The organism is Variovorax boronicumulans, from assembly GCF_009811375.1.
In the GTDB taxonomy this organism is placed as follows: domain Bacteria; phylum Pseudomonadota; class Gammaproteobacteria; order Burkholderiales; family Burkholderiaceae_C; genus Variovorax; species Variovorax boronicumulans.
On record NZ_BKDH01000001.1, the window covers coordinates 4,242,154 to 4,264,522 of the forward strand.

Genomic DNA, 22,369 nt, shown 5'->3' on the forward strand with positions numbered 1-22,369 from the left:
CGGACCTTTTCGCCCATGACTTCCGCCCTGCACCACATCCCGAATCGCACCAAGAAGCTCCCGCCGCTGCGCGTGGGCATCGGCGGCCCCGTCGGCTCGGGCAAGACCACGCTGCTCGAAATGCTCTGCAAGGCGATGCGCGACAAGTACGACCTGGTCGCCATCACCAACGACATCTACACCAAGGAAGACCAGCGCCTGCTCACCGTGGCCGGCGCGCTGCCGGCCGAGCGCATCATGGGCGTGGAAACCGGCGGCTGCCCGCACACCGCGATCCGCGAAGACGCCTCGATCAACCTCGAGGCCATCGACCGCATGCTCGAAGACTTTCCGAACGCCGACATCGTGTTCGTCGAATCGGGCGGCGACAACCTCGCCGCCACCTTCAGCCCCGAGCTGTCGGACCTCACCATCTACGTGATCGATGTGGCCGCCGGCGAAAAGATCCCACGCAAGGGCGGGCCCGGCATCACCAAGAGCGACCTGTTCGTCATCAACAAGACCGACCTCGCGCCCTACGTGGGCGCGAACCTCGACGTGATGGAACAGGACACCCAGCGCATGCGCCGCCAGCGCCCCTACGTGATGACCAACCTCAAGACGCTCACCGGCGTCGCCGAGGTCGTGGCCTTCATCGAAACGCGCGGCATGCTCACCGCCGCCTGATCCTTCAACCAGGGCGGCGGCGAACGCGGCGTCGCGCTCAGTGCGCCACGGCCTCCGGCATCTGACCGAACTTCCCGCTGCCGAAGTCCTTCATCGCCTGCACGATCTCGTCGCGTGTGTTCATCACGAACGGGCCGTGGCCGACGATGGGCTCGTCGATCGGCTCGCCGCTGAGCAGCAGCACCACCGCGTCGTTGTTGGCGTCCAGCGTGAGCGCGTCGCCCGCGCGGTCGAGCAGCACCATCTGCGCGTCGCGCACGACCGTCTCGCCGTTCACCTGCACCGTGCCGCGCAGCACCACCACCGCGGCCGTGTGGCCTTCGGGCACCGGCAGCGTCACCTGCGCGCCCTGGTTCAGGCGCAGGTCCCACACGTCGATGGGCGTGAAGGTGCGCGCCGGCCCCTTGTGGCCGAGGTAGTCGCCCGCGATCACGCGCACGCTGCCCGCGCCTTCCGGCAGCGGCACCGACGGGATCTGCGCATCCACGATGGCCTGGTAGCCCGGCGTGGCCATCTTGTCCCGGGCGGGCAGGTTGACCCACAGCTGCACCATCTCGAGCTCGCCGCCGTCGCGCGTGAACGCTTCGGAATGGAACTCCTCGTGCAGGATGCCCGCGCCGGCAGTCATCCACTGCACGTCGCCGGGGCCGATGGTGCCGCCCTGCCCGATCGAGTCGCGGTGCGACACCTCGCCCTTGTAGACGATGGTCACGGTCTCGAAGCCGCGGTGCGGGTGCTGGCCCACCCCGCGCGGCTGTGCGGTCGGGGTGAAGGGGGCCGGGCCGGCGTAGTCCAGCAGCAAAAAGGGGCTGGCGTGGCGGCCCAGCGTGTCGTAGCTGAACAGCGAGCGCACGGGAAAACCGTCGCCCACCCAGTGCGGGCGCGGTGCGCTGTAGGTGCCGAGGATCTTCTTCATGGTCTGTGTTCCTTTCCATCTGGCGGCTCGCCCGGAACGGGAAAGCCATGGATCAAGGATGGGGCCGCAACGATGCTTTGAGTAGATGCCAGAATTCGCCCTCATCGTTCCATCTGGCGAACGATCAACGGCACGGAGGGCCCCCAAAAGCCATGCGCGACCTGAACGATCTCTACTACTACGCCCAGGTGGTCGACCACGGCGGTTTTGCCCCCGCCGGCCGCGCGCTCAGCGTGCCCAAGTCGAGCCTGAGCCGGCGCATCGCGCTGCTCGAGGAGCGGCTGGGCGTGCGCCTGATCCAGCGCTCCACGCGCCGCTTCAGCGTCACCGACATCGGCCGCCAGTACTACGAGCACTGTGTGGCTATGCTGGTCGAGGCCGACGCCGCGCAGGAGGCCATCGACCGCCTGCAGGCCCAGCCGCAGGGGCTGGTGCGGCTGTCGTGCCCGCCGGCGCTGGTGTACTACCAGGTGGCCGAGATGCTCGCCCGCTTCATGACCGAGTGCCCGCGCGTGACCGTGCAGCTGGAGAGCACCAACCGCCGCGTCGACGTGATCCGCGAAGGCTTCGACCTCGCGCTGCGCGTGCGCTTTCCGCCGCTCGAGGACACCGACCTGGTGATGAAGGTGCTGGGCCACAGCACGCAGCGGCTGGTGGCCCACCCGCGCCTGCTCGAAGGCCTGACGGCACCGGCCAGCCCCGCCGACATCGGCCTGCTGCCCAGCCTGGACCTCGGCCCGGCCCAGCCGCACCACACCTGGTCGCTCGAGGGCCCCGACGGCGCGAGCGCCGAGGTGCGCCACCAGCCCCGCCTGGTGACCGACGACATGGCCGCGCTGCGGCATGCCGCCCTGCAAGGCGTGGGCGTGGCCAAGATGCCGACGATGATGGTGCGCGACGACCTGCAGGCCGGCCGCCTCGTCGACGCACTGCCGCAATGGGCGCCGCGCAGCGGCATCGTGCACGCGGTGTTCCCTTCGCGCCGCGGCCTGCTGCCGTCGGTGCGCAAGCTGGTGGACTTCCTGGCGGTGGAATACGAGGCGCTCGAAGCCCTCGAGCTTTCGGGCGTATCGGCCGCGTCGGGGCCGACGCGCACCTCAGTCGACTGATCCGGCGGTCACCGCCGGCGCATACAGCGGCAGGCGCAGCGTCAGCCCGAGCACGCCGCCGTCGTCCGGCGCCGAATAGATGCGCCCGCCGTGGCGCCCCGCGATGCGCTCGCAGATGCGCGCGCTGGCCAGCGAGGCGGCGTCGAGCGCGTCGAAGAAGCGCGCCAGCGGTGGGCGTTCGCTGTCGGCGTCGAGGTCGCGCCAGTGAACGACGGCCTGCGTGCCTTCGATGCGCGCGCGCACCTGCAGCGTCGCGCCCGCCGCCATCACGCGCGCGGCATGCGCGGCCACCTTGGCCAGCAGCTCGCGCAGCTCCGACGGAATGCCGAAGACCGGCACCGCTTCCGCGGGCAGGTCCACAGCGAGACGCAGCGCCGTTGCGTCGCCGGGCTCGGCGCCGAGCAGCGGCCGCAGGTCCTGCACGCGGCTGTCCGCCAGTTGCTGGCGCTGCAGCGTGCGGGCCTGCTGCGCGAGCCCACGGGCGTGCACGGCCGCGCGGGCGTTGGCGACGAACAGCGCGCCCATCAGCGCGAGCACGCCGGCCAGGCCGAGGCCGATGAGCGTGGCGATGACCAGACCGAGTGAACTGCCGTACATGGTCGACAGTCCCTCAGCGCGTTTCGGGAAAGGCCGGCCGCGCGCAGCCGCTCGGGGCCTCGCAGCGTGGCGGGGGCCCTTCGCGAAACCCCGGCGGTGGCCCGGGCGGATAAAGAGGCGGCGGCAGCACGATGCAGCCCGACAGGCCGAGTGCCGCCAGCACGCCTGCGAGGTGATGAAGTCGGATCATGGGGATCGATGCGTTGCGTGTTCGACGGCAGGGCCCGTTCGCGTGCGCCGGCAGCGCCGCCGCACGCGAACGGAAGCCGATCAGAACGCGTGGCGAATGCCGAAGTCGTAGCCCGTCGACGAACGCGGCAGGCCCGTGTAGCCCACGCCGGTGCTGCCGTAGCCCGTGGTGCTGGCGGCCGTGAGGCTGCCCGTGTAGTTCGCGTCGTTGCGGTTGCTCACGCGCGCCACGGTGGCGTACAGCGCCGTGCGCTTGGACAGGTTGTGCACGTAGCCGATCGCGAGCTTGTTCGCGCGCGGGTCGTCGCCCGTGATGCCCACCGCGCCTTCGTTGTAGCGCACGGTCGAGTACGACGCGCGGATCAGGCCCGCGCCCACCGGCATGCTCGCGCCGATCAGGTAGCCGTTGTAGCTGTCATGGCGGTTGCCCAGCGCCGCGAGGTCGAACTTGTTCTTCACGTTCGACAGCTCGCCGAACAGCTTGACCGGACCGAAGTCGTACGACGCGCCGAGGTTGATGGTCTGCACCTTGCGCGTGAGCGTGGTGGTGTCGACCGCCACGTTCTGGCCCACCGCCAGCGCGATGTCCAGCGGCCCGTTCGCATAGCCGAAACGCCCGCCGACGTAGCGGCCCGCACTGCTGCTGGTGGCAGCGGTGGTGTCGGTCGCGCTGGTCTTCGTGTTCTCGTTCAGGCTGTACTGCAGCTGGCCGTAGAAGCCGCCGAGGTTGGGCGGCAGGAAGTAGCCGACCATGTTGCTGGCGCGCACGTAGTTCGTGTTGCCCAGCGCGGTGCTGCCGCTCACCGTGTTGATCACGCTGGAGCCCGAGCCGTTGGTGCCGAACGGGTCGAACACCGTGTCGTTCCAGAACGTGGCCGTGTAGTCGCGGCCCAGCCGCACTTCGCCGAAGCCGCCCGACAGGCTGACGGTGGAGCGGCGGTTGAAGTTGGCGATGCCGGTGGCGCCGTCATCGTTGCTGATCGGCGCCTCGAGCCAGAAGCTGGCCGCGAGCCCGCCGCCCAGGTCTTCCGTGCCGCGAAAGCCGATGCGGCTGGAGTTGTAGCCCGAGTTGGCCAGGCTCCATTGGCTCTGCTTGCTGGTGGTGCCCGTGACGGGGTTGCGCGACGTGGCGCTCTGGTAGCTCACGCCGGCATCGACGACGCCGAACAGGGTGACCGACGATTGGGCAGAGGCCAGGCCGGTGACGGCCAGCGCGGCGAGTGCCGTGAGGGATTTCTTCATTCAGGTTTCTCCGGGGTTTTCAGCTGCTCTTCATCGAGCCGCTGACCGGATGGTCCTGTTCAAAATTGGAGGAATCTGGTGGACGCCAGCCCTCCCCTCGCGGGTGTTGTTTTGCGTTCACGCGCCGGCCGGGGAGTGAACACCCTGCGCCGGCAGCCTACTCGGCCGTGCGCAGCGCAGGCGCCGGGGCTGGCGCCGCGCGCCGTGCGTAGCGCTGCGCCAGCACCGCGCACACCATCAGCTGCATCTGGTGGAACAGCATCAGCGGCAGCACGATCGCACCGACAGCGTGCGAGGCGAACAGCACCTTCGCCATCGGAATCCCGCTCGCCAGGCTCTTCTTGGAGCCGCAGAAGACGATGGTGATCTCGTCCTCGACGCTGAAGCCGAAGCGCCGCGCCATGAAGGTCGTCAGGCCCAGCGCCAGCGCCAGCAGCACGCCGCACACCAGCAGCAGCCCCAGCAGCGCGCTCACGGGAATCTGCTTCCAGAGCCCTTCGATCACCGCCGCGCTGAAGGCCGTGTAGACCACCAGCAGGATCGAGCCCTGGTCCACGAACTTCAGCACCGCGGCGCGCTTCTGGATCCACTTGCCGATCAGCGGGCGCGACAGGTGGCCGATGACGAACGGCACCAGCAGCTGCAGCAGGATGCGCCCGATCGCGTCGAGCGACGAAGACGACGCCACCGCGCCACCCTCGGGCAGCACCACCAGGCTCACCAGCACCGGCGTGATGAACACGCCCAGCAGCGTCGAGGCCGAGGCGCTGCAGATGGCGGCCGGCATGTTGCCGCGCGCCATGGCCGTGAAGGCGATGGCCGACTGCACCGTCGCCGGCAGCACGCACAGGAACAGCACGCCCGTGTACAGCTGCGGCGTCACCAGCGGCCCCAGCACAGGCCGCAGCGCGAGCCCCAGCACCGGGAACAGGATGAAGGTACAGGCGAACACCAGCAGGTGCAGCCGCCAATGCGTGATGCCCGCGAGGATCGCCTCGCGCGACAGCTTGGCGCCGTGCAGGAAGAACAGCAGCCCGATCGCGACCGTGGTCAGGCCCTCGAAGAAATGCGCCACGCGGCCGCTGGCGGGCAGCAGGCTGGCCAGGGTGACGACCGCGACGAGCGTGAGCGTGAAGTTGTCGGGGAGAAAGCGTGAACGTGCCATGCCCTGCATTGGACCTTCCGACCATTCAAAAGAGAAATGGATTTATCGGATGGATATATGATTTGAGCGCATGAACGTCACGCTGCGCCAACTCCGCGTCTTTCGCTCGGTGGCCGAGGGCCGCAACTTCAGCCGTGCCGGCGACCAGGTGGGCCTGAGCCAGCCGGCGGTGAGCCGGTCGATCTCGGAGCTCGAGGCCCAGCTCGGCCTCAAGCTGCTGGACCGCACCACGCGCGAGGTGGTGCTGACCGAAGCCGGCCACTCGTTCGCGGCGCGGCTCGATCGCGTGCTCGACGAACTCGACCAGACCCTGCAGGACGTGGCCGGCCTGGCCAGCGCGCGCGGCGGCAAGGTGCGCGTGGCCAGCAGCCCCACGCTCTCGGCCAACCTCATGCCCGACTGCATCGCGGCCTGCGCGGTGCAGGCCCCGGGCATCCAGTTCCTGCTGCTCGACCGCATCCAGCAGGACGTGCTGGACAGCGTGCGCAGCGGCGAGGTCGACTTCGGCGTGGTGATCGAGCCTTCCGAGGCCGACGACCTGCACTGCGAGTCGATCCTCGCCGACCCCTTCATGGTGGTCACGCTGCCCGGCCACCGGCTGACGGAAAAGAAGGCCTCGGTGAACTGGTCGGCGCTCGACGGCCAGCCGCTGGTGCTGCTCGACCATGCCTCGGGCAGCCGGCGCCTCATCGACCAGGCGCTGGAGCGGCACGGCGCGCGCTGCGACGTGAAGCAGCAGCTGGGCCATGCGACCACCGTGTTCCGCATGGTCGAGGCCGGCATCGGCATCAGCGTGATGCCGGGCCTGTCGCTGCCACCCGAAGGGCTGGCGCGGCTGGTGGTGCGCCCGCTGGTGCCGAACGTGCAGCGCGCGATCATGCTGATCCGGCGCCGCAACCGCGAACTGTCGCCGCTGGCGCAGCGGGTCTGGCGCATGGTGCGCGAGACGGCGGCGCTCAGTGAGGCGCCCGCGGCCCGGCCGACGAAGGCGCGCTGAAGAAGCGCTCCTGCCGCTGGCGCACGCAGAAGTCGATCAGCTCCTCGACCTCGGTGGCCTTGTCGAACACCGCGTCGGCGCCGAGCTGCGCGCACTTGCGGCGCGTCTCGGGCGTGGCGTGGTTGCTGAGCACCACCATCTTCTGCCTCGGGTCGCGGTTGCGGCAGGCTTCGAGCACGCTGAAGCCGGTGCCGTCGCCCAGGAACAGGTCGACGATGGCCAGGTCCCACAGCGCCGGGTTGCGCGTGAGCCAGCGCGTGCCCTCCGCCTCCGATTCGGCCTGGCCGACCGGATCGATGCGCGCCATTTCGCGCAGCGTGCCCGCCAGGCTGGCGCGCTGGGCGGGGTTGTCTTCGACGATGAAAGCGCGGACGGTGGTCATGGCGGGCTCTGCAAAGGGACAAGTGCAGGCTACAAATTGCGCCCGCCACAAGTCGAAGGTGTGACACCCCACCACGCGTAGGACATCACCCGCTGGCCCGTGCGCTGGTTCAGAGCGTGAGGATCGTGCAGCCCGTGGTCTTGCGCGCCTCGAGGTCGCGGTGCGCCTGCTGCACGTCGGCCAGGGCGTAGCGCTGGTCGATCGGGATCTTCACCGCGCCGCTTTGCACCACCGCGAACAGGTCGTCGGCCATGGCCTGCGTGCGCTCGCGCGTGGCGATGTGCGTGAACAGCGTCGGGCGCGTCACGTAGAGCGAGCCCTTCGAGGCCAGCAGGCCGAGGTTGACCGGCGGCACCGGGCCCGAGCCGTTGCCGAAGATCGCCAGCAGGCCGAAGGGGCGCAGGCTGTCGACGGAGCCCTCGAAGGTGTCCTTGCCCACCGAGTCGTACACCACCTTCACGCCCTGGCCGCCGGTGATCTCCTTCACGCGCGCCGCGAAGTTCTCGGTGCTGTAGTTGATGGCGTGCGCCGCGCCGTGCGCCAGCGCGAGCTGGCACTTGGCATCGCTGCCGGCCGTGCCGATGAGCTGCAGGCCGAGCGCCCTGGCCCACTGGCAGGCGATGAGTCCGACACCGCCGGCCGCCGCATGGAACAGCACGAAGTCGCCGGGCTGCAGGCCCTCGGCGGGCAGCGTCTTCTTCAGCAGGTACTGCGCGGTGAGGCCCTTGAGCATCATGGCCGCGCCGGTCTCGAAGGAGATGTCGTCGGGCAGCTTGCACACGCACTTGGCCGGCATCACGCGCAGCTCGCAGTAGGCGCCGGGCGGCTGGCTCGCGTAGGCGGCGCGGTCGCCCACCTTCAGGTGCGTCACGCCCTCGCCCACTGCCTCGACGAGGCCCGAGGCTTCCATGCCCAGCTGCAGCGGCATCTGGAACGGGTACAGGCCGGTGCGCTGGTAGGTGTCGATGAAGTTCAGGCCCACGGCCTTGTGGCGGATGCGGATCTCGCCGGGGCCGGGCTCGCCCACCTCGACCTCGACGATCTTCAGTTCCTCGGGACCGCCGTGGCGGTCGATACGGACGGCTTTGCTCAACATCGTTGCTGTCTCCACGCAGGGGAAAAAAGAATGGGACGGGCATCGTGCCACGTTTGCCTTTTTCTCGACGCGGCACGGTCTCCGTGCGGGCCCGGTAGAGTCGGCGGCCATGTCGTCCGCATCGCACCACCGCCTCACGCCCCTCACCGCCCTGCTCCTCACCGTGCCGCCGCTGCTGTGGGCCGGCAATGCCGTGGTCGGCCGGCTGGTGCGTGCGCTGGTGTCGCCGCTGACGCTGAACTTCGTGCGCTGGGTGATCGCGTTCGTGCTGCTGCTGCCGCTGGCGGCCTGGGTGCTGCGCCGCGACAGCCCGCTGTGGGCGCACTGGCGGCGCTACGCACTGCTGGGCCTGCTGGGCATCGGCCTGTACAACGCCTTCCAGTACCTGGCGCTGCAGACCTCCACGCCGATCAACGTCACGCTGGTGGGCTCCAGCCTGCCGCTGTGGATGCTGGCCGTGGGCACGCTGTGCTTCGGCGCGCGCGTCAGCCGGCGCGCGCTGGGCGGCGCGCTGCTGTCGATGCTGGGCGTGCTGCTGGTGCTGAGCCGCGGCGAGTGGCAGCAGCTGCTGGCGCTGCGGCTGGTGCCGGGCGACCTGTACATGATCGCGGGCACCATCGCCTGGGCCTTCTACAGCTGGCTGCTCGCGCGCACGCACGAGCCCGCCAACGTGCGCGGCGACTGGGCCGCCTTCTTGATGGCGCAATTGGTGTTCGGTGTCGCGTGGTCAGGCGCACTGGCCGCCGGCGAGTGGACGTTCACGTCCGCCCACCTCGACCTGGGCTGGCCGCTCATTGCGGCGATGCTGTTCATCGGCATCGGCCCCGCCGTGCTGGCCTACCGCTGCTGGGGCACCGGCGTGCAACGCGCGGGCCCGCAGGCGGCGAGCATCTTCATGAACCTCACGCCGCTGTTCGCGGCCGTGCTGTCGGCGGCCTTCCTCGGCGAGGCGCCGTCCTGGTACCACGGCGCCGCCTTCGTGCTGATCGTCGGCGGGATCGTGGTGTCGTCGCGGCGCTGAACGCGCGCCGCTGCGTCGGTCAGTAAGTGCCGGGGTAGGCGCCGCCGTCGGCGAGCACGTTTTGCCCGGTCATGTAGCCGGCCTGCATGCTGCACAGGAACGCGCAGATCGCGCCGAACTCCGCCGGATTGCCGAAGCGCTTGGCCGGAATGTTCTTCTTGCGCGCTTCCCACACGGTGTCGAAGTCCTGGCCCGACTTCTGCGCCGCGCCGGCCATCGTGCCCTTGAGGCGGTCGGTCTCGAAGGAGCCCGGCAGCAGGTTGTTGATGGTCACGCCCTGCGCCGCCACCGACGTGCGCGCCACGCCGGCCACGAAGCCCGTGAGGCCGCTGCGCGCGCCGTTCGACAGGCCCAGGATGTCGATCGGCGACTTCACCGAACTCGACGTGATGTTGACGATGCGACCGAAGCCGCGTTTCGCCATGCCATCCACCGTGGCCTTGATGAGCTCGATGGGCGTGAGCATGTTGGCGTCGACCGCCTTGATCCACGCCTCGCGGTCCCAGTTGCGGAAGTCGCCGGGCGGCGGGCCGCCGGCGTTGGTGACGACGATGTCGAAGTCGTGGCCCAGCGCGAACACGGCCGCGCGGCCGGCTTCGGTGGTGATGTCGGCCGCCACCTGCTTGACGAAGGGGCCCGAGGGCCCGGCCACCGCCACCAGCTGCTTCGCAGCCGCATCGAGCGCCTCGGCGCCGCGCGCCACGATCACCACGTTGACGCCTTCGCGCACCAGCGCCTCGGCGCAGCCGTAGCCCAACCCCTTGCTCGCGCCGCACACGAGTGCGGTCCTGCCTGCAATGCCCAGATCCATGTGTTTGCTCCAGTCGATCGATCGATCGATGTTGCAAGGACGGCTAACGCCCCTTGCGTGTGAAAACGAAGATGCCCGCGATGACGAGCACCGTGCCGGCCGCGATCCACGCGGTGAACGGCTCACCCAGTATGACCACCCCCATGAGGATGGTCGACAGGGGCCCGATCATGCCGGTTTGTGCCGCAATGGCGGGGCCGATGCGCTCGATGGCCATCATCACCATGAGGACAGGCACCGCCGTGCAGAGCGTGGCGTTGAGCACCGACAGCCAGATCACCTCGGGCGCCACCGCCATCGCCGCGCTCATCGGCCGCGTCAGCACGAACTGCAGGATGCACAGCACGCAGGCCACGGTGGTCGCCAGCCCCACGAGCCGCAGCGAGCCCAGCCGCTTGACGAACTCCCCGCTGTACACGAGGTAGCCCGCATAGCTCACGGCGCTCAGGAACACGAGGAACGCGCCCCATGCGGCCGCGCCGCCGCCCTTGCCGTCGCCGCCGGTCCACAGTTCGTGGCCGAACACCAGCAGCACGCCGGCATAGCTCACGACCATGCCGAACACCTGCGGGCGCGTCGGGCGGCGCCGGTACAGCAGCCAGCCGAAGAACAGCACCAGCGTGGGGTTGAGGTAAAGAATCAGCCGCTCGAAGCTGGCCGAGATGTAGGCCAGCCCGGCAAAGTCGAGAAAGCTCGCGAGGTAGTAGCCCGAGAAGCCGAGCCCGAGGATGCCGAGCCAGTCGCGCGTCGTGAGTGCGGGCTTGCCGCGCCCGGCCCACCACGCCATCAGCGCGAACAGCGGCAGCGCGAAGAGCATGCGCAGCATGATGAGCGTGATGGCGTCGACGCCGTAGCGGTACGCCAGCTTGACGATGATGGCCTTGCCGCTGAAGGCGATGGCGCCCAGCGTGGCCAGGACGAGGCCGGTGGCGTAGCCCTTGCGGGCGGCCTCGTGTCCGTGCGGGGGAATGCCGACCGATGCGGCTGTCTTGTTCATCCCCCGATCATCCCTTGATCCTCAGTAGCCTGCAGCGAGGCCGTCGCGGCGCGGATCGCTCGCGGCCACGTAGCCTTCCACCGAAGGCTCGCCTGCACGCCAGATGAACTGGCCGGCGCCGAAGTCCTGGTAGGAGTCGTTGATCACCTCGAGGTGATGGCCCAGGTCGCGCAGCCCTTGCAAGGTGTTGGCATTCATCGCGGCCTCGACGTTGATCTCGAGCCCCGCGTTGAAGCGCCAGCGCGGTGCATCGCACGCGGCCTGCGGGTTCTGGCCGTAGTCGAGCATGCGCACCAGCGTCTGCATGTGGCCCTGCGGCTGCATGTTGCCGCCCATCACGCCGAAACTCATCACCGGCTGGCCGTCCTTGGTGAGGAAGGCCGGGATGATGGTGTGGAACGGGCGCTTGCCCGGCGCCACCACATTCGGGCTCTCGGCCTTGAGGCTGAAGCCGTGGCCGCGGTTCTGCAGGCTGATGCCGAATTCGGGCTCGACGCAGCCCGAGCCGAAGCCCATGTAGTTGCTCTGGATGAAGCTCACCATCATGCCGCTCTCGTCGGCGGCCGTGAGGTAGATGGTGCCGCCCTTGACGGGGTTGCCGGCCTTGAAGTCCTGCGCCTTGTTCACGTCGATGAGTCTCGCACGCGAAGCCAGGTAGGCGTCATCGAGCATTTGCGCGGGGGTCACCGTCATCGACGATGGCTCCGACACGTAGCGGTACACGTCGGCGAAGGCCAGCTTCATGGCTTCGATCTGCAGGTGCTGCGACTGCACCGAGTCGACCGGCAGCGAGGCGATGTCGAACTTCTCGAGGATGCCCAGCGCGATCAGCGCCGCGATGCCCTGGCCGTTCGGCGGGATCTCGTGCAGCGTGTGGCCGCGATAGTCGCGCGAGATGGGCTTGACCCACTCGGGCTGGTAGGCCGCCATGTCGGCCACGGTGAGCGCGCCGCCCTGTTCCTTCGAAAACTTCGCGATGGCTTCGGCGATCTCGCCGTTGTAGTAGGCCTCGCCCTTGGTGCGAGCGATGGCCTTGAGCGCGCGGGCCGCCGCGGTGAAGCGGAACAACTCGCCGACCTCGGGCGCGCGGCCCCAGGGCAGGAAGGCCTGCGCGAAGCCGGGCTGCGACTGCAGGATCGGCGTGGCCGCCGCCCACTTGCCCTGCACCACCGGCGGCACGAGGTAGCCGCGCTCGGCGATGTCGATGGCGGGTGCCATCAGGTCGGTGAAAGGCAGCTTGCCGAAACGGTCGCTCATCGCAACCCAGCCGCGCACCGCGCCCGGCACCGTGACCGAGTCGATGCCGCGCATCGGCGGCGTGGCGGCATCGGCGCCGTACTTGGCCTTGAAGTACTCGGGCGTCCAGGCCTTCGGCGCGGGGCCCGAGGCGTTCAGGCCGTGCAGTTCCTTGCCGTCCCACAGGATGCAGAAGGCGTCGCTGCCCAGGCCGTTGCTCACGGGCTCGACCAGCGTCATCACGGCGGCCGTGGCAATGGCCGCGTCGACCGCGTTGCCGCCCTGCTGCAGGATGCGCAGGCCGGCCTGCGCGGCCAGCGGGTGCGAGGTCGCGACCACGTTGCGCGCGAAGACCGGGAGGCGGGTCGAGAGGTAGGGGTTGGCGTAATCAAACTTCATACGGTGCTTTCAAGGGCGACATGAACCATTCAGGAACACCGCGGAACCGGCTTTGCCGGGCCGCTGGTGTTGCCCCCGGTAGGGGGTTGGCGAAGCGACACGAAGTGCGCGCAGCCTGGGGGCGAGCCGAGTCAATCGTTGGTGATCTTGCGATCGACGACGATCTTTTTCCACTTGGCGGCGTCAACGGCCACCATCTTTGCAAACTGCTCGGGCGTGCCCGCGTTCGCCGGCTCGATGCCCAGGCGGGCGAGCTTGTCTTTCAGTTCCGGATCGGCCAGCGCCTCGTTGGCGGCCTTGTTCACGCGCGCCACGATGTCGGCCGGCAGCCCCTTCGGGCCGTAGAAGCCGAACCAGGTGGTCGACTCGAAGCCGGGCAGCGTGTCGGCGATGGGCGGCAGCTCGGGCGCGAGCGGGCTGCGCTTGAGCGAGGTCACGCCCAACGCGCGCAGGCGGCCGTCGCGCACGTGCGGCATGCCGGTGGGCAGCGAGTCGAACAGCACGTCGACCTTGCCGCTGATGAGGTCGGGCACCGCCAGCGCCGTGCCGCGGTAGGGAATGTGCGTGACGAACACGCCGGCCTGCGCCTTGAACAGCTCCGCCGTGAGCTGCACGATGGTGCCGTTGCCGCTCGATGCGTAGTTGAGCTTGCCGGGGTTCTTCTTCGCGTTGTCGATCCATTCGCGCACCGTTTTCGCGGGCGTGTTGACCGGCACCAGCATGATGCTCGGCGCGTCGCCCACGTGGGCGATGGGCGTGAAGTCGCGCACCGTGTCGTAGGGCAGCTTGGGCGTGATGGCCGGGCCGATGGCGTGCGTGCTCGTGGTCGCGAGCAGCAGCGTGTAGCCGTCGGGCGGCGCCTTGGCCGCGAGGTCGGAACCAATCGCACCGCCGGCGCCGGGCTTGTTGTCGACCACCAGCGTGGCCCCGAGCTTCTCGCCCATCTTCTGGCCCAGCGTGCGGGCAAAGAGGTCGGTGGCGCCGGCCGCCGGGAACGGCACGATCAGGCGGATGGGCCGGTTCGGGTAGTTCTGGGCCAGTGCAGGCACCGCGGCCAGCACCAGCGCAGCCGCGGCAAGCGCGGCGCGGGTGGTTCGTTTCATGGAATTCATTGTGTCCGAGGTGGTGTGTCGGGAGCGCGCCTTGTCCGACGTGGCCGCAGGATTGGACACGCGGGGCATTGAAAAGGGAAATGGATTTATCGGATAGATATATGAATCTGGCGCATCAATGTTGCCACGGCCATCACGCGGCACACGGCCTTGCGCCCGACCATCAGAAATAGCGATGGGGTCGCATCAGCAAACGGTATTTCCTCCCGGGCGCCCTGCCGTCCGATAGTCGCGCCAGTCCACTCGACACAGAAGTGGCGCACAGGAGACCTCCCCCTTGAACTTTCCCTCCCTCGAGGGCGCCGATGCCGGCGCCCTCTGCTTCAGTTCGCGCGTTCTTCGCGTGAAGCGGCACCCGCTCGGCCTGGCCCTGCTGGCGCTGGCCGGCGCGGCCTCGGCGCAGTCCTCGGTGACGCTGTTCGGCGTCATGGATGCGGGCGTCAGCCATTTCGAGACCGTCAGCGAGTACCGCCCGGCGTTCGATCCGCGGCGCCCTGCCGCCGCCCTGCTCGCCGCGGCCGTGCCGCGGGTGACGCAAAGCCAGACCACGCTGTCGCGCGGCGGCTACCGCGGCAGCAGCCTGGGCTTTCGGGGCACGGAAGACCTGGGCGGCGGCCTGGCGGCGAGCTTCTGGCTGGAGTCGAACATCGCCAACGACGATGGCAAGACGGGCCTGGCCTCTTTCGCCAAGCGTTCGACGCTGAGCCTGTCGGGCGGCTTTGGCGAGCTGCGGCTGGGCCGCGACTACACGCCGATCTTTCGCAACGACTCGCTGGCCGACCCCTTCGCCGTGCAGGGCGCGGGCCTGTCGGTGATCGCACGCGTCAACAGCGCCTCGTCCACGCTCCTGGGCGGCGCACCGGCCGGCGTGGCGGCCGGCGACAACTACGCGCGCGCCAGCAACAGCATCGGCTACTTCCTGCCGCCGGACCTCGGCGGCTTCCACGGGCAGCTCCAGTACGCCTTGCCCGAGAACACCCGCTACAGCCCGGACGTGACGCCGACGAACGCGCGCGGGCGCTACCTGGGCGGGCGCTTCGGCTACACCAAGGGGCCGCTCAACGTGGCGCTGGCGTTCGGTGAAGACAACAAGGACCGCCTGCCCTCGGGTTCGGCGGCCCGGCCGCCCGTCGACGCCGGCGGCGAGGACCGGCTGAAAACCCTCAGCCTGAGCGCCACCTACGACTTCGGCCCCGTCAAGCTGCTGGGCGAACTGTCGCAGCTGCGGCACCGTCGCGCGCAGGCGCAGCCTTGGATGCAGGATCGCACCGACAAGTACAACGGCTACCTGGTGGGCGCCACGGTGCCCGTGGGCCCGGGACTCGTCCGCGCCTCGTTCGGTCGCGTCAGCTACAAGGCCGGCGCCACCGGCCTGCCGGGAGACACCGCACAAGGCGCCAGCGCCAGCCAATGGGCGCTGGGCTACGTGCACCACCTGTCCCGCCGCACGGCGCTGTACGCCACGTTCGCGCGCGTTCGCATCCGGGACGGCCAGAACGACAAGGCGATCGGCGCCGTGACGAGCGCCAGCGACGCGCCCTATCCGGGCTACGTGGCCGCCAGCGGCTGGCGCCCGCGCAGCGCCACGGGCTACGACTTCGGCATCCGCCACATCTTCTGATCTTCGTTTTCATGCGCCCCTGCATTCATTCCATGTTGACCCACACCTCCACCTTTGCCCTTCGTTCCCTGGCCGTGGCCGCCCTCCTCGCCTTCGGCGCAGGCGCACAGGCCCAGCCCGCCCCATCACCGCAGGCGTCGACGATCCCACTGCTCGTCAATGCGATGTACCCCCGGCTCGACACCCTCTACAAGGACCTGCACGCGCACCCCGAGCTTGCTTTCAAGGAAACACGCACCGCCGCCCTGCTCGCCGCCGAGATGCGCGCCATCGGCTTCGAGGTGACCGAGAAGGTCGGCGGCACCGGCGTCGTGGCGCTGTATCGCAACGGCCCCGGGCCGGTCGTGATGGTGCGCACCGACATGGACGGCCTGCCGATGGAAGAGAAGACCGGCCTGCCCTACGCCAGCCAGGCTCGCACCGAGTGGGGCGGGCGCGACAGCTTCGTGGCCCACAGCTGCGGCCACGACATCCACATGGCCAGCTGGCTCGGCACCGCGCGCACGCTGGTCGCGCTCAAGGACCAGTGGAAAGGCACGCTGATGTTCATCGGCCAGCCCGCCGAAGAAATCGTCTCGGGCGCCAAGGCGATGCTCGCGGACGGCCTGTTCACGCGCTTTCCCAAGCCCGACGCCGCGTTCGCGCTGCACACGGCGCCCACGCCGCATGGCGCCATCGGCTATGGGATCGGCATCAGCAGTTCCAACTCCGACGCGCTGGAAATCGTCTTCAAGGGACGCGGCGGCCACGGCTCGCGGCCGCACACCACCATCGACCCGATCGTGATCGCCGCGCGCTTCGTGACCGACGTGCAGGCCGTGGTGAGCCGCGAGAAAGACCCGGCCGAATTCGGTGTCGTGACCATCGGTGCCATCCAGGGCGGCACCGCCGGCAACATCATTCCCGACACGGTCACGCTGCGCGGCACCATCCGCTCGTACAAGCCGCAGGTGCGCGAGCAGCTGCTGGCCGGCGTGCGCCGCATGGCCATGGCCGCCGCCGCGACGGGCGGCGCGCCCGAACCCGTGGTCAAGCTGGTGCCGGGCGGAGAAGCGCTGGTCAACGACGAAGCGGTCGTGACCCGCGCGGCCGCCGCGCTCAAGCAGGCGCTGGGCGCGGCGCAGGTCGTTCCATCCACGGTGCCCTCGACGGGCAGCGAAGACTTCTCGGCCTTCATCAACGCCGGCGTGCCGTCGATGTACTTCACGATCGGCGTGCTCGATGCGCGGGACATCGCAGCCTCCGCCCAACCCGGCGGCAAGCCGCTGGCCCGCAACCATTCGCCCTTCTTCGCACCGGTGCCCGAGCCGTCGATCAAGACCGGCGTGCACGCGATGACCGTGGCGGTGCTCAGCGCGCTGGGCAGATAGGGACAACGGCATCCCCCAAAGAAAAACGGCGCCCGAGGGCGCCGTTTGTGCGTTCAGAGAAAGCCCGTCGATCAGTCTTCGACGAAGGCCTCTTCGCGCTTCGATTTCACGGCCGGCAGCAGCACGATGATGAGCAGCAGGGCCGCGGCCGCCAGCAGGCTGGCCGAGATCGGACGCGTCACGAACACGCTCCAGTCGCCACGCGACAGCAGCAGCGAACGGCGCAGGTTCTCTTCCATCATCGGGCCCAGGATGAAGCCCAGCAGCAGCGGCGCAGGCTCGCAACCCAGCTTGAAGAAGGTGTAGCCCACCAGACCGAAGATGCCCACCATCCAGATGTCGAAGGTGTTGTTGTTGGTCGAGTACACACCGATCGCGCAGAACAGCACGATGGCGGGGAACAGGAACTTGTACGGCACCGACAGCAGCTTGATCCACATGCCGATCAGCGGCAGGTTCAGCACGATCAGCATCGCATTGCCCAGCCACATCGAGGCGATCAGGCCCCAGAACAGCTCGGGGTTGCTGGTCATCACCTGCGGGCCGGGCTGGATGTTGTGGATGGTCATCGCGCCCACCATCAGCGCCATCACGGCGTTGGGCGGAATGCCCAGCGTCAAGAGCGGAATGAAGGAGGTCTGCGCACCGGCGTTGTTGGCCGACTCGGGAGCCGCCACGCCGCGGATGTTGCCCTTGCCGAAGGGCACTTCGCCCGGCTTCAGCTTGGTCTTCTTCTCGATCGTGTAGGCCGCGAAAGCCGCCAGCAGTGCACCGCCGCCGGGCAGGATGCCCAGGGCCGAACCCAGCGCCGTGCCGCGCAGCACGGCAGGCACCATGCGCTTGAAGTCTTCCTTGGTCGGGAACAGGCCCGAGACCTTGGCGGTGAACACTTCGCGCTCGTCGTCCGGACGCGAGAGGTTGGCAATGATTTCGCCGTAGCCGAACACGCCCATGGCGATGGCCACGAAGCCGATGCCGTCGGTGAGTTCAGGGATGTCGAAGCTGTAGCGTGCGACACCCGAGTTCACGTCGGTACCGACCAGGCCCATCAGCAGGCCCAGCACGATCATCGCGATCGCCTTGAGCAGCGAACCCGATGCCAGCACCACGGCGCCGATCAGGCCCAGGATCATCAGCGAGAAGTATTCGGCCGGGCCGAACTTGAAGGCCAGCTCGGTCAGCGGCGGTGCGAAGGCGGCAAGAATCAGCGTGCCGACGCAACCCGCGAAGAACGAGCCCAGACCGGCCGCAGCGAGCGCCGGACCTGCACGGCCCTTGCGCGCCATCTGGTAGCCGTCGATCACGGTCACCACCGACGACGATTCGCCCGGCAGGTTCACCAGAATCGCGGTGGTCGAGCCACCGTACTGTGCGCCGTAATAAATACCGGCCAGCATGATCAGCGCCGACACAGGCGGCAGCGCGTACGTGGCGGGCAGCAGCATCGCGATGGTCGCGACCGGGCCGATGCCCGGGAGCACGCCGATCAGCGTGCCCAGAATGCAGCCGACCAGGCAGTACAGCAGGTTGGTGAAGGTAAAGGCAACGCCAAAACCCATTGAGAGGTGTTCAAACAGTTCCATGTGAGCAGCTTTCTTCTCTCAACCGATGAAGGTCGGCCAGACCTGGATCTGCAGCTTCAGCGCCCAGATGAATGCAACGTAGCTGCCGATGGCCAGAACGGTGGCCAGGATCAGCACGGTGGGCAGCTTGAACTCGTGGCCCGCGAGGCTGGCGATGATCACGAGCGCGTAGATCGCGATGATCATGCCCATGGCCGGCACGCCGATGCTCGGCAGGCCGCCGAGCAGCACGCCGAAGGCGAGGTTGGCGCCCAGGATGAACACCACTTGCTTCCAGGCCCACTTGCCGATCTTTTCGCCATCGGTCGTTTCAACGGTGAGCCCGCTGAACATGATGCCCAGGCCGATCAGCGCCATCAGGATGCCCAGCATGAGCGGGAAGTAACCCGGACCCATGCGGGCGCCGCTGCCCACGCTGTAGGTGGTGGCGCCCCATGCGAACGCCACGCCCACGACGGTGAACATCAGTCCCGAGAAAAAGTCTTTCTGACTTTTGATTTTCACGAACAGTCTCCTCGAACAATTTCGATGCGGGATTGTCGAGTCAGCCTCCGGTCAGGCCGATGTGGATTCCACTAACCGAAGGACTAGGGATAACCCGAAATGACTCATGGGATCCCTTCAAGAAACACCGCGGAACCGGCTTTGCCGGGCCGCTGGTGTTGCCCCCGGCGAGGGGGTTGGCGTAGCGACACGAAGTGCGCGAAGCCTGGGGGAGGACCTATTCCAGCGGAGGCGTTGCGCTGAGCACTTCTTCGATGGTCGTCACGCCCTCGGCCACGCGCAGCGCACCGGCCAGGCGCAGCGGCCGCATGCCGTCGATCACGGCCTGGCGCCGCAGGCCCGTGAGGTTGGGTTCCTTGGTGACCTGGTCCTTGAACGGCTCGGTCACGCTCAGCAGTTCGTACAGGCCCATGCGGCCCATGTAGCCGGTCATGCGGCAATCGACGCAGCCCACGGGCTTGTAGGCGCGCACCGGACCGGTGATCTGCCACGGCTTGACGATGGCCTCGAGGCTCTCACGCGTGACCGCGTCGTCGGGCTGCTTGCAATGCGGGCACAGCGTGCGCACGAGGCGCTGCGCGAGCACGCCCAGCATCACGGCGGTGATGAGGTACGAGGGCACGCCCAGCTCCATCATCCGCGTGATGGCGCTGGGTGCATCGTTGGTGTGCAGCGTGCTGAACACGAGGTGACCGGTGAGCGCGGCCTGCACCGCCATCTCGGCGGTGGCGAGGTCGCGGATTTCGCCGACCATGATGATGTCCGGGTCCTGCCGCATCAGCGCGCGCAAGCCTTCGGTGAAGCCGAAGTCGAGTTGCGGCTGCACCTGCGTCTGGTTGAACGAGGGCTCGATCATTTCGATCGGGTCTTCGACCGTGCTCACGTTGACCTCTTCGGTCGCCACGCGCTTGAGCGTGGAATACAGCGTGGTGGTCTTGCCCGAGCCCGTGGGCCCGGTCACCAGGATGATGCCGTTGGGCCGCGTGACCAGCTGCTCCCAGCGCTGCGCGTCGTGCTGCGCGAAGCCCAGCGCGTCGAGGTCCTTCACCGCGGTGTCGGGGTCGAAGATGCGCATCACCATCTTCTCGCCGAAGGCGGTCGGCAAGGTCGACAGGCGCATCTCGATTTCGTCGCCACGCATGTTGCGGGTCTTGATGCGGCCGTCGAGCGGGCGGCGCTTTTCGACCACGTCCATGCGGCCCAGCAGCTTGATGCGCGCGACCATCGCGTTCATCACGCCCATGGGCATCTGGTAGGCCGGGTGCAGGATGCCGTCGATGCGAAAGCGGATCACGCCCTGCTCGCGGCGCGGCTCCAGGTGGATGTCGCTGGCGCGCTGGTCGAAGGCGTACTGCCACAGCCAGTCGACCACCTGCACCACGCTCTGGTCATTGGCGTCGAGCTGCTTGTTGCTCTTGCCCAGTTCGACCAGCTGCTCGAAGCTCGCGCCGCCGGTGTTGCCGCCGGCCTTCTGCGCGGCGCGCACCGACTTGGCGAGCGCGAAGAATTCGGCCGTGTAGCGCTGGATGTCGGCCGGGTTGGCCACCACGCGGCGCACGGTGCGCTTGGATTGGCGCTCGACCTCGGCGATCCAGTCGATGAGGAACGGTTCGGCCGTGGCCACCACCACCTCGTTCGGCAGCACCTGCACGGGCAGCACCTTGTGGCGCTCGGCGTAGCCGGCGCTCATGGTGTCGGCCACCTTGCCCACGTCGACCTTGAGCGGGTCGATGCGCAGGTAGGCCAGGCCGGCGCGGCCGGCGAGCCATTGCGTGAGCGCCTCGAGGTCGAGCGGCTTGCCGTCGGCCTCGCGCGTCATGGCCACGTTGGCCAGGCGCACCAGCGGCGCCTGTCGGCTCTCGGCCTGGGCGCAGCGCGCGATGGTGCGCTTGGCCTCCATCGGCGAGATCACGCCGTCGGTGGCGAGCCATTCGATCAGGCGACGCAGGTCGAGCGGACCTTCGTGGCGGGCAGCAGAGGCGGAAGCGGCGGCGGGTACAGCGCTCATGAACCGGAGGTCAGGTGATCAGGTGGTGAGGGAAAGCGTCATCGGCTTGAACACCCGCAGCCATTTCGGCGCGGGCAGGCCCCAGCGAGTCTGGATGGTTTGGGCGCGCTCGGCAAGCACCTCGCGCTTCGGGCGCGACGCCGTGCGCTGGGCCAGCACCACCGTGTTGCCTTCGCGCGTCGGCTTGAAGGCCCAGACCGCGTCGGCGCCGAAAGCGGCGGCGATTTTCTCGAGGCTGCGCTCGTAGCTCGACGAGCGGCCGAAGAGGTTGACCGTCATGCAGCCGTCTTCGGTGAGCAGCGCGCGGCAGTCGGCATAGAAGGCTTCGCTGTCGAGCACCGGCGCGGCGGCCTCGTGGTCGTACAGGTCGACCTGCAGCGCGTCGACCGTGCCCTGCCACTCGGGCTTGCGGATCTCCTCGGCGGCGTCGGCGATCACCACGCGCAGCTTCAGGTCGTCGGCCGGCAGCTTGAACCAGCCGCGGCAGGCCGACACCACCTGCGGGTTCAGCTCGACCGCGGTGGTGCGCATGCGCAGCGTCTTGCGGCTGAACTTGGTGAGCGTGGCCGCGCCCAGGCCCAGCTGCATCGCGTGGCGGTTGCCCACGCCCTTGCTGTCGACGAACAGCAGCCAGGCCATCATGCGTTGCACGTACTCGAGCTCGATTTCAAAAGGCGCGTCGAGCTTCATCGAGCCCTGGACCCATTCGGTGCCCAGGTGCAGGTAGCGGATGTCGCCCCAGTCGGAAAAATTGACTTCGGGCAGAACGAGGGTTTTCTTGGAAGAAGCGGAAGAAGCCATCAGAGAAGGTGGTGGGCAACGAAGACCTCGCGCCAGGCCGCGAGCTTGCGCTCGAAGGACCACGACGCATTGGCGGGGCTGGTGGAGGGCAGCGAATACACCGGCACCCCGAGGGTGCGCGTGTGGCGTGCATGCTTGAAGCTCTCGCCGCCGTTGTGGGCGATGGCGGCGAGCTTCGGCAGTTGCAGGCCGGCGATGTCGTTCGCCACCGGCGCGCGGATGGCCGAATCGAGGCTGCCCTCGCGCTCGCAGGATGCGTACACGTCCCACACGCCCAGGCCGCGGTCGAGCAGCCAGCGGCAGCGCTGCGCGTAGCTGTCGACGCCCGACGGCAAGGGGACTTCGGGCCAGACGGCTTGCAAGATCTTCCAGAACTGGTTTTGGGGGTGTGCATAGTACTGCTGCCGCTCGAGCGACCTGACCCCGGGGAAGCTGCCGAGGACGAGCACGGCGGTCTGTGGCGAGACGATGGGCGGCAGGCCGGTGAGCAGGGCGGCGGCGGTGGCGGCATCGGGTGCGGCGGAAGGCTTCATGGGCGGTATCGTGC

22 protein-coding genes are annotated in these 22,369 nt (G+C 68.6%); 6 read left to right on the plus strand and 16 right to left on the minus strand.

Going from position 1 to position 22,369, the window contains the following annotated elements:
* Window positions 1-15 precede the first annotated feature (15 nt).
* A complete protein-coding gene (gene ureG, locus VHAB30_RS19590; RefSeq protein ID WP_159278198.1) occupies window positions 16-666 on the plus strand; it encodes an urease accessory protein UreG in 651 nt (216 codons plus the stop codon).
* Window positions 667-703: 37 nt separating this feature from the next.
* On the opposite strand, the gene VHAB30_RS19595 is transcribed toward ureG, so the two are convergent.
* Entirely contained in the window at window positions 704-1,582 is an 879-nt protein-coding gene (locus tag VHAB30_RS19595; RefSeq protein ID WP_159278199.1) for a pirin family protein, read from the minus strand.
* 152 nt (window positions 1,583-1,734) lie between these two features.
* Here VHAB30_RS19595 and VHAB30_RS19600 point away from each other — a divergent pair, with 152 nt between their 5' ends.
* Window positions 1,735-2,691, plus strand: coding sequence for a LysR family transcriptional regulator (locus VHAB30_RS19600; protein WP_159278200.1), 957 nt, complete (start codon window positions 1,735-1,737; stop codon window positions 2,689-2,691).
* Here the strand turns inward: VHAB30_RS19600 and VHAB30_RS19605 are convergent.
* The 4 genes from VHAB30_RS19605 to VHAB30_RS19615 all read right to left on the minus strand — a co-directional run bounded on the left by VHAB30_RS19605 (window position 2,680) and on the right by VHAB30_RS19615 (window position 5,884).
* Entirely contained in the window at window positions 2,680-3,288 is a 609-nt protein-coding gene (locus VHAB30_RS19605) for a sensor histidine kinase (protein WP_159278201.1), read from the minus strand. The two genes, VHAB30_RS19600 and VHAB30_RS19605, sit on opposite strands and share 12 nt — an antisense overlap.
* A gap of 13 nt (window positions 3,289-3,301) precedes the next feature.
* Complete coding sequence (locus tag VHAB30_RS31060) at window positions 3,302-3,478, minus strand: hypothetical protein (RefSeq protein WP_216850745.1); 177 nt, start codon at window positions 3,476-3,478, stop codon at window positions 3,302-3,304.
* Window positions 3,479-3,558: 80 nt separating this feature from the next.
* On the minus strand, window positions 3,559-4,719 hold the full coding sequence (locus VHAB30_RS19610; RefSeq protein ID WP_159278202.1) for a porin: 1,161 nt from the start codon (window positions 4,717-4,719) through the stop codon (window positions 3,559-3,561).
* 157 nt (window positions 4,720-4,876) lie between these two features.
* The gene (locus tag VHAB30_RS19615; protein WP_159278203.1) at window positions 4,877-5,884 is read right to left on the minus strand and encodes a bile acid:sodium symporter family protein; all 1,008 of its coding nucleotides are present in this window, start codon (window positions 5,882-5,884) and stop codon (window positions 4,877-4,879) included.
* Between the two features lie 70 nt (window positions 5,885-5,954).
* Here VHAB30_RS19615 and VHAB30_RS19620 point away from each other — a divergent pair, with 70 nt between their 5' ends.
* On the plus strand, window positions 5,955-6,881 hold the full coding sequence (locus tag VHAB30_RS19620; RefSeq protein WP_159278204.1) for a LysR family transcriptional regulator: 927 nt from the start codon (window positions 5,955-5,957) through the stop codon (window positions 6,879-6,881).
* Here VHAB30_RS19620 and VHAB30_RS19625 read toward each other — a convergent pair.
* Together VHAB30_RS19625 and VHAB30_RS19630 are read right to left on the minus strand one after the other, a co-directional pair.
* Window positions 6,841-7,263, minus strand: coding sequence for a response regulator (locus VHAB30_RS19625; protein ID WP_095743895.1), 423 nt, complete (start codon window positions 7,261-7,263; stop codon window positions 6,841-6,843). The two genes, VHAB30_RS19620 and VHAB30_RS19625, sit on opposite strands and share 41 nt — an antisense overlap.
* A gap of 109 nt (window positions 7,264-7,372) precedes the next feature.
* On the minus strand, window positions 7,373-8,359 hold the full coding sequence (locus VHAB30_RS19630; protein WP_159278205.1) for a quinone oxidoreductase family protein: 987 nt from the start codon (window positions 8,357-8,359) through the stop codon (window positions 7,373-7,375).
* Between the two features lie 109 nt (window positions 8,360-8,468).
* On the opposite strand from VHAB30_RS19630, the gene VHAB30_RS19635 reads away from it, so the two are divergent.
* Complete coding sequence (locus VHAB30_RS19635) at window positions 8,469-9,380, plus strand: DMT family transporter (RefSeq protein WP_159278206.1); 912 nt, start codon at window positions 8,469-8,471, stop codon at window positions 9,378-9,380.
* Between the two features lie 19 nt (window positions 9,381-9,399).
* Here the strand turns inward: VHAB30_RS19635 and VHAB30_RS19640 are convergent, their stop codons facing one another.
* The 4 genes from VHAB30_RS19640 to VHAB30_RS19655 form a co-directional block, all read right to left on the minus strand.
* Window positions 9,400-10,191: an SDR family oxidoreductase gene (locus VHAB30_RS19640; protein WP_159278207.1), complete on the minus strand. Its 792-nt coding sequence runs from the start codon at window positions 10,189-10,191 to the stop codon at window positions 9,400-9,402.
* 43 nt (window positions 10,192-10,234) lie between these two features.
* Window positions 10,235-11,188, minus strand: a complete 954-nt coding sequence (locus tag VHAB30_RS19645; protein ID WP_070063637.1) for a DMT family transporter — start codon at window positions 11,186-11,188, stop codon at window positions 10,235-10,237.
* Window positions 11,189-11,209: 21 nt separating this feature from the next.
* A complete protein-coding gene (locus tag VHAB30_RS19650) occupies window positions 11,210-12,823 on the minus strand; it encodes a gamma-glutamyltransferase family protein (RefSeq protein ID WP_159278208.1) in 1,614 nt (537 codons plus the stop codon).
* Window positions 12,824-12,954: 131 nt separating this feature from the next.
* Window positions 12,955-13,926, minus strand: coding sequence for a tripartite tricarboxylate transporter substrate binding protein (locus VHAB30_RS19655; protein WP_062479418.1), 972 nt, complete (start codon window positions 13,924-13,926; stop codon window positions 12,955-12,957).
* A gap of 352 nt (window positions 13,927-14,278) precedes the next feature.
* On the opposite strand from VHAB30_RS19655, the gene VHAB30_RS19660 reads away from it, so the two are divergent.
* Complete coding sequence (locus tag VHAB30_RS19660) at window positions 14,279-15,556, plus strand: porin (protein ID WP_159278389.1); 1,278 nt, start codon at window positions 14,279-14,281, stop codon at window positions 15,554-15,556.
* 32 nt (window positions 15,557-15,588) lie between these two features.
* Complete coding sequence (locus VHAB30_RS19665; RefSeq protein ID WP_174250235.1) at window positions 15,589-16,926, plus strand: amidohydrolase; 1,338 nt, start codon at window positions 15,589-15,591, stop codon at window positions 16,924-16,926.
* Window positions 16,927-16,997: 71 nt separating this feature from the next.
* Here VHAB30_RS19665 and VHAB30_RS19670 read toward each other — a convergent pair whose 3' ends face one another.
* The 5 genes from VHAB30_RS19670 to VHAB30_RS19690 form a co-directional block, all read right to left on the minus strand.
* Window positions 16,998-18,509, minus strand: coding sequence for a tripartite tricarboxylate transporter permease (locus VHAB30_RS19670; protein WP_062479412.1), 1,512 nt, complete (start codon window positions 18,507-18,509; stop codon window positions 16,998-17,000).
* 18 nt (window positions 18,510-18,527) lie between these two features.
* Window positions 18,528-19,013, minus strand: a complete 486-nt coding sequence (locus VHAB30_RS19675) for a tripartite tricarboxylate transporter TctB family protein (RefSeq protein WP_062479410.1) — start codon at window positions 19,011-19,013, stop codon at window positions 18,528-18,530.
* A gap of 217 nt (window positions 19,014-19,230) precedes the next feature.
* Window positions 19,231-21,021 (minus strand): GspE/PulE family protein, encoded by a 1,791-nt coding sequence (locus VHAB30_RS19680; RefSeq protein ID WP_159278210.1) that lies wholly within the window; start codon window positions 21,019-21,021, stop codon window positions 19,231-19,233.
* An 18-nt stretch (window positions 21,022-21,039) separates the two neighbouring features.
* Window positions 21,040-21,822, minus strand: coding sequence for a class I SAM-dependent methyltransferase (locus tag VHAB30_RS19685; protein ID WP_159278211.1), 783 nt, complete (start codon window positions 21,820-21,822; stop codon window positions 21,040-21,042).
* Window positions 21,822-22,355 carry a DNA-deoxyinosine glycosylase gene (locus VHAB30_RS19690; RefSeq protein WP_159278212.1) on the minus strand — a complete coding sequence of 178 codons (534 nt, stop codon included), beginning with the start codon at window positions 22,353-22,355 and terminating at the stop codon, window positions 21,822-21,824. The genes VHAB30_RS19685 and VHAB30_RS19690 overlap by 1 nt, the downstream gene beginning before the upstream one ends.
* Window positions 22,356-22,369 lie beyond the last annotated feature (14 nt).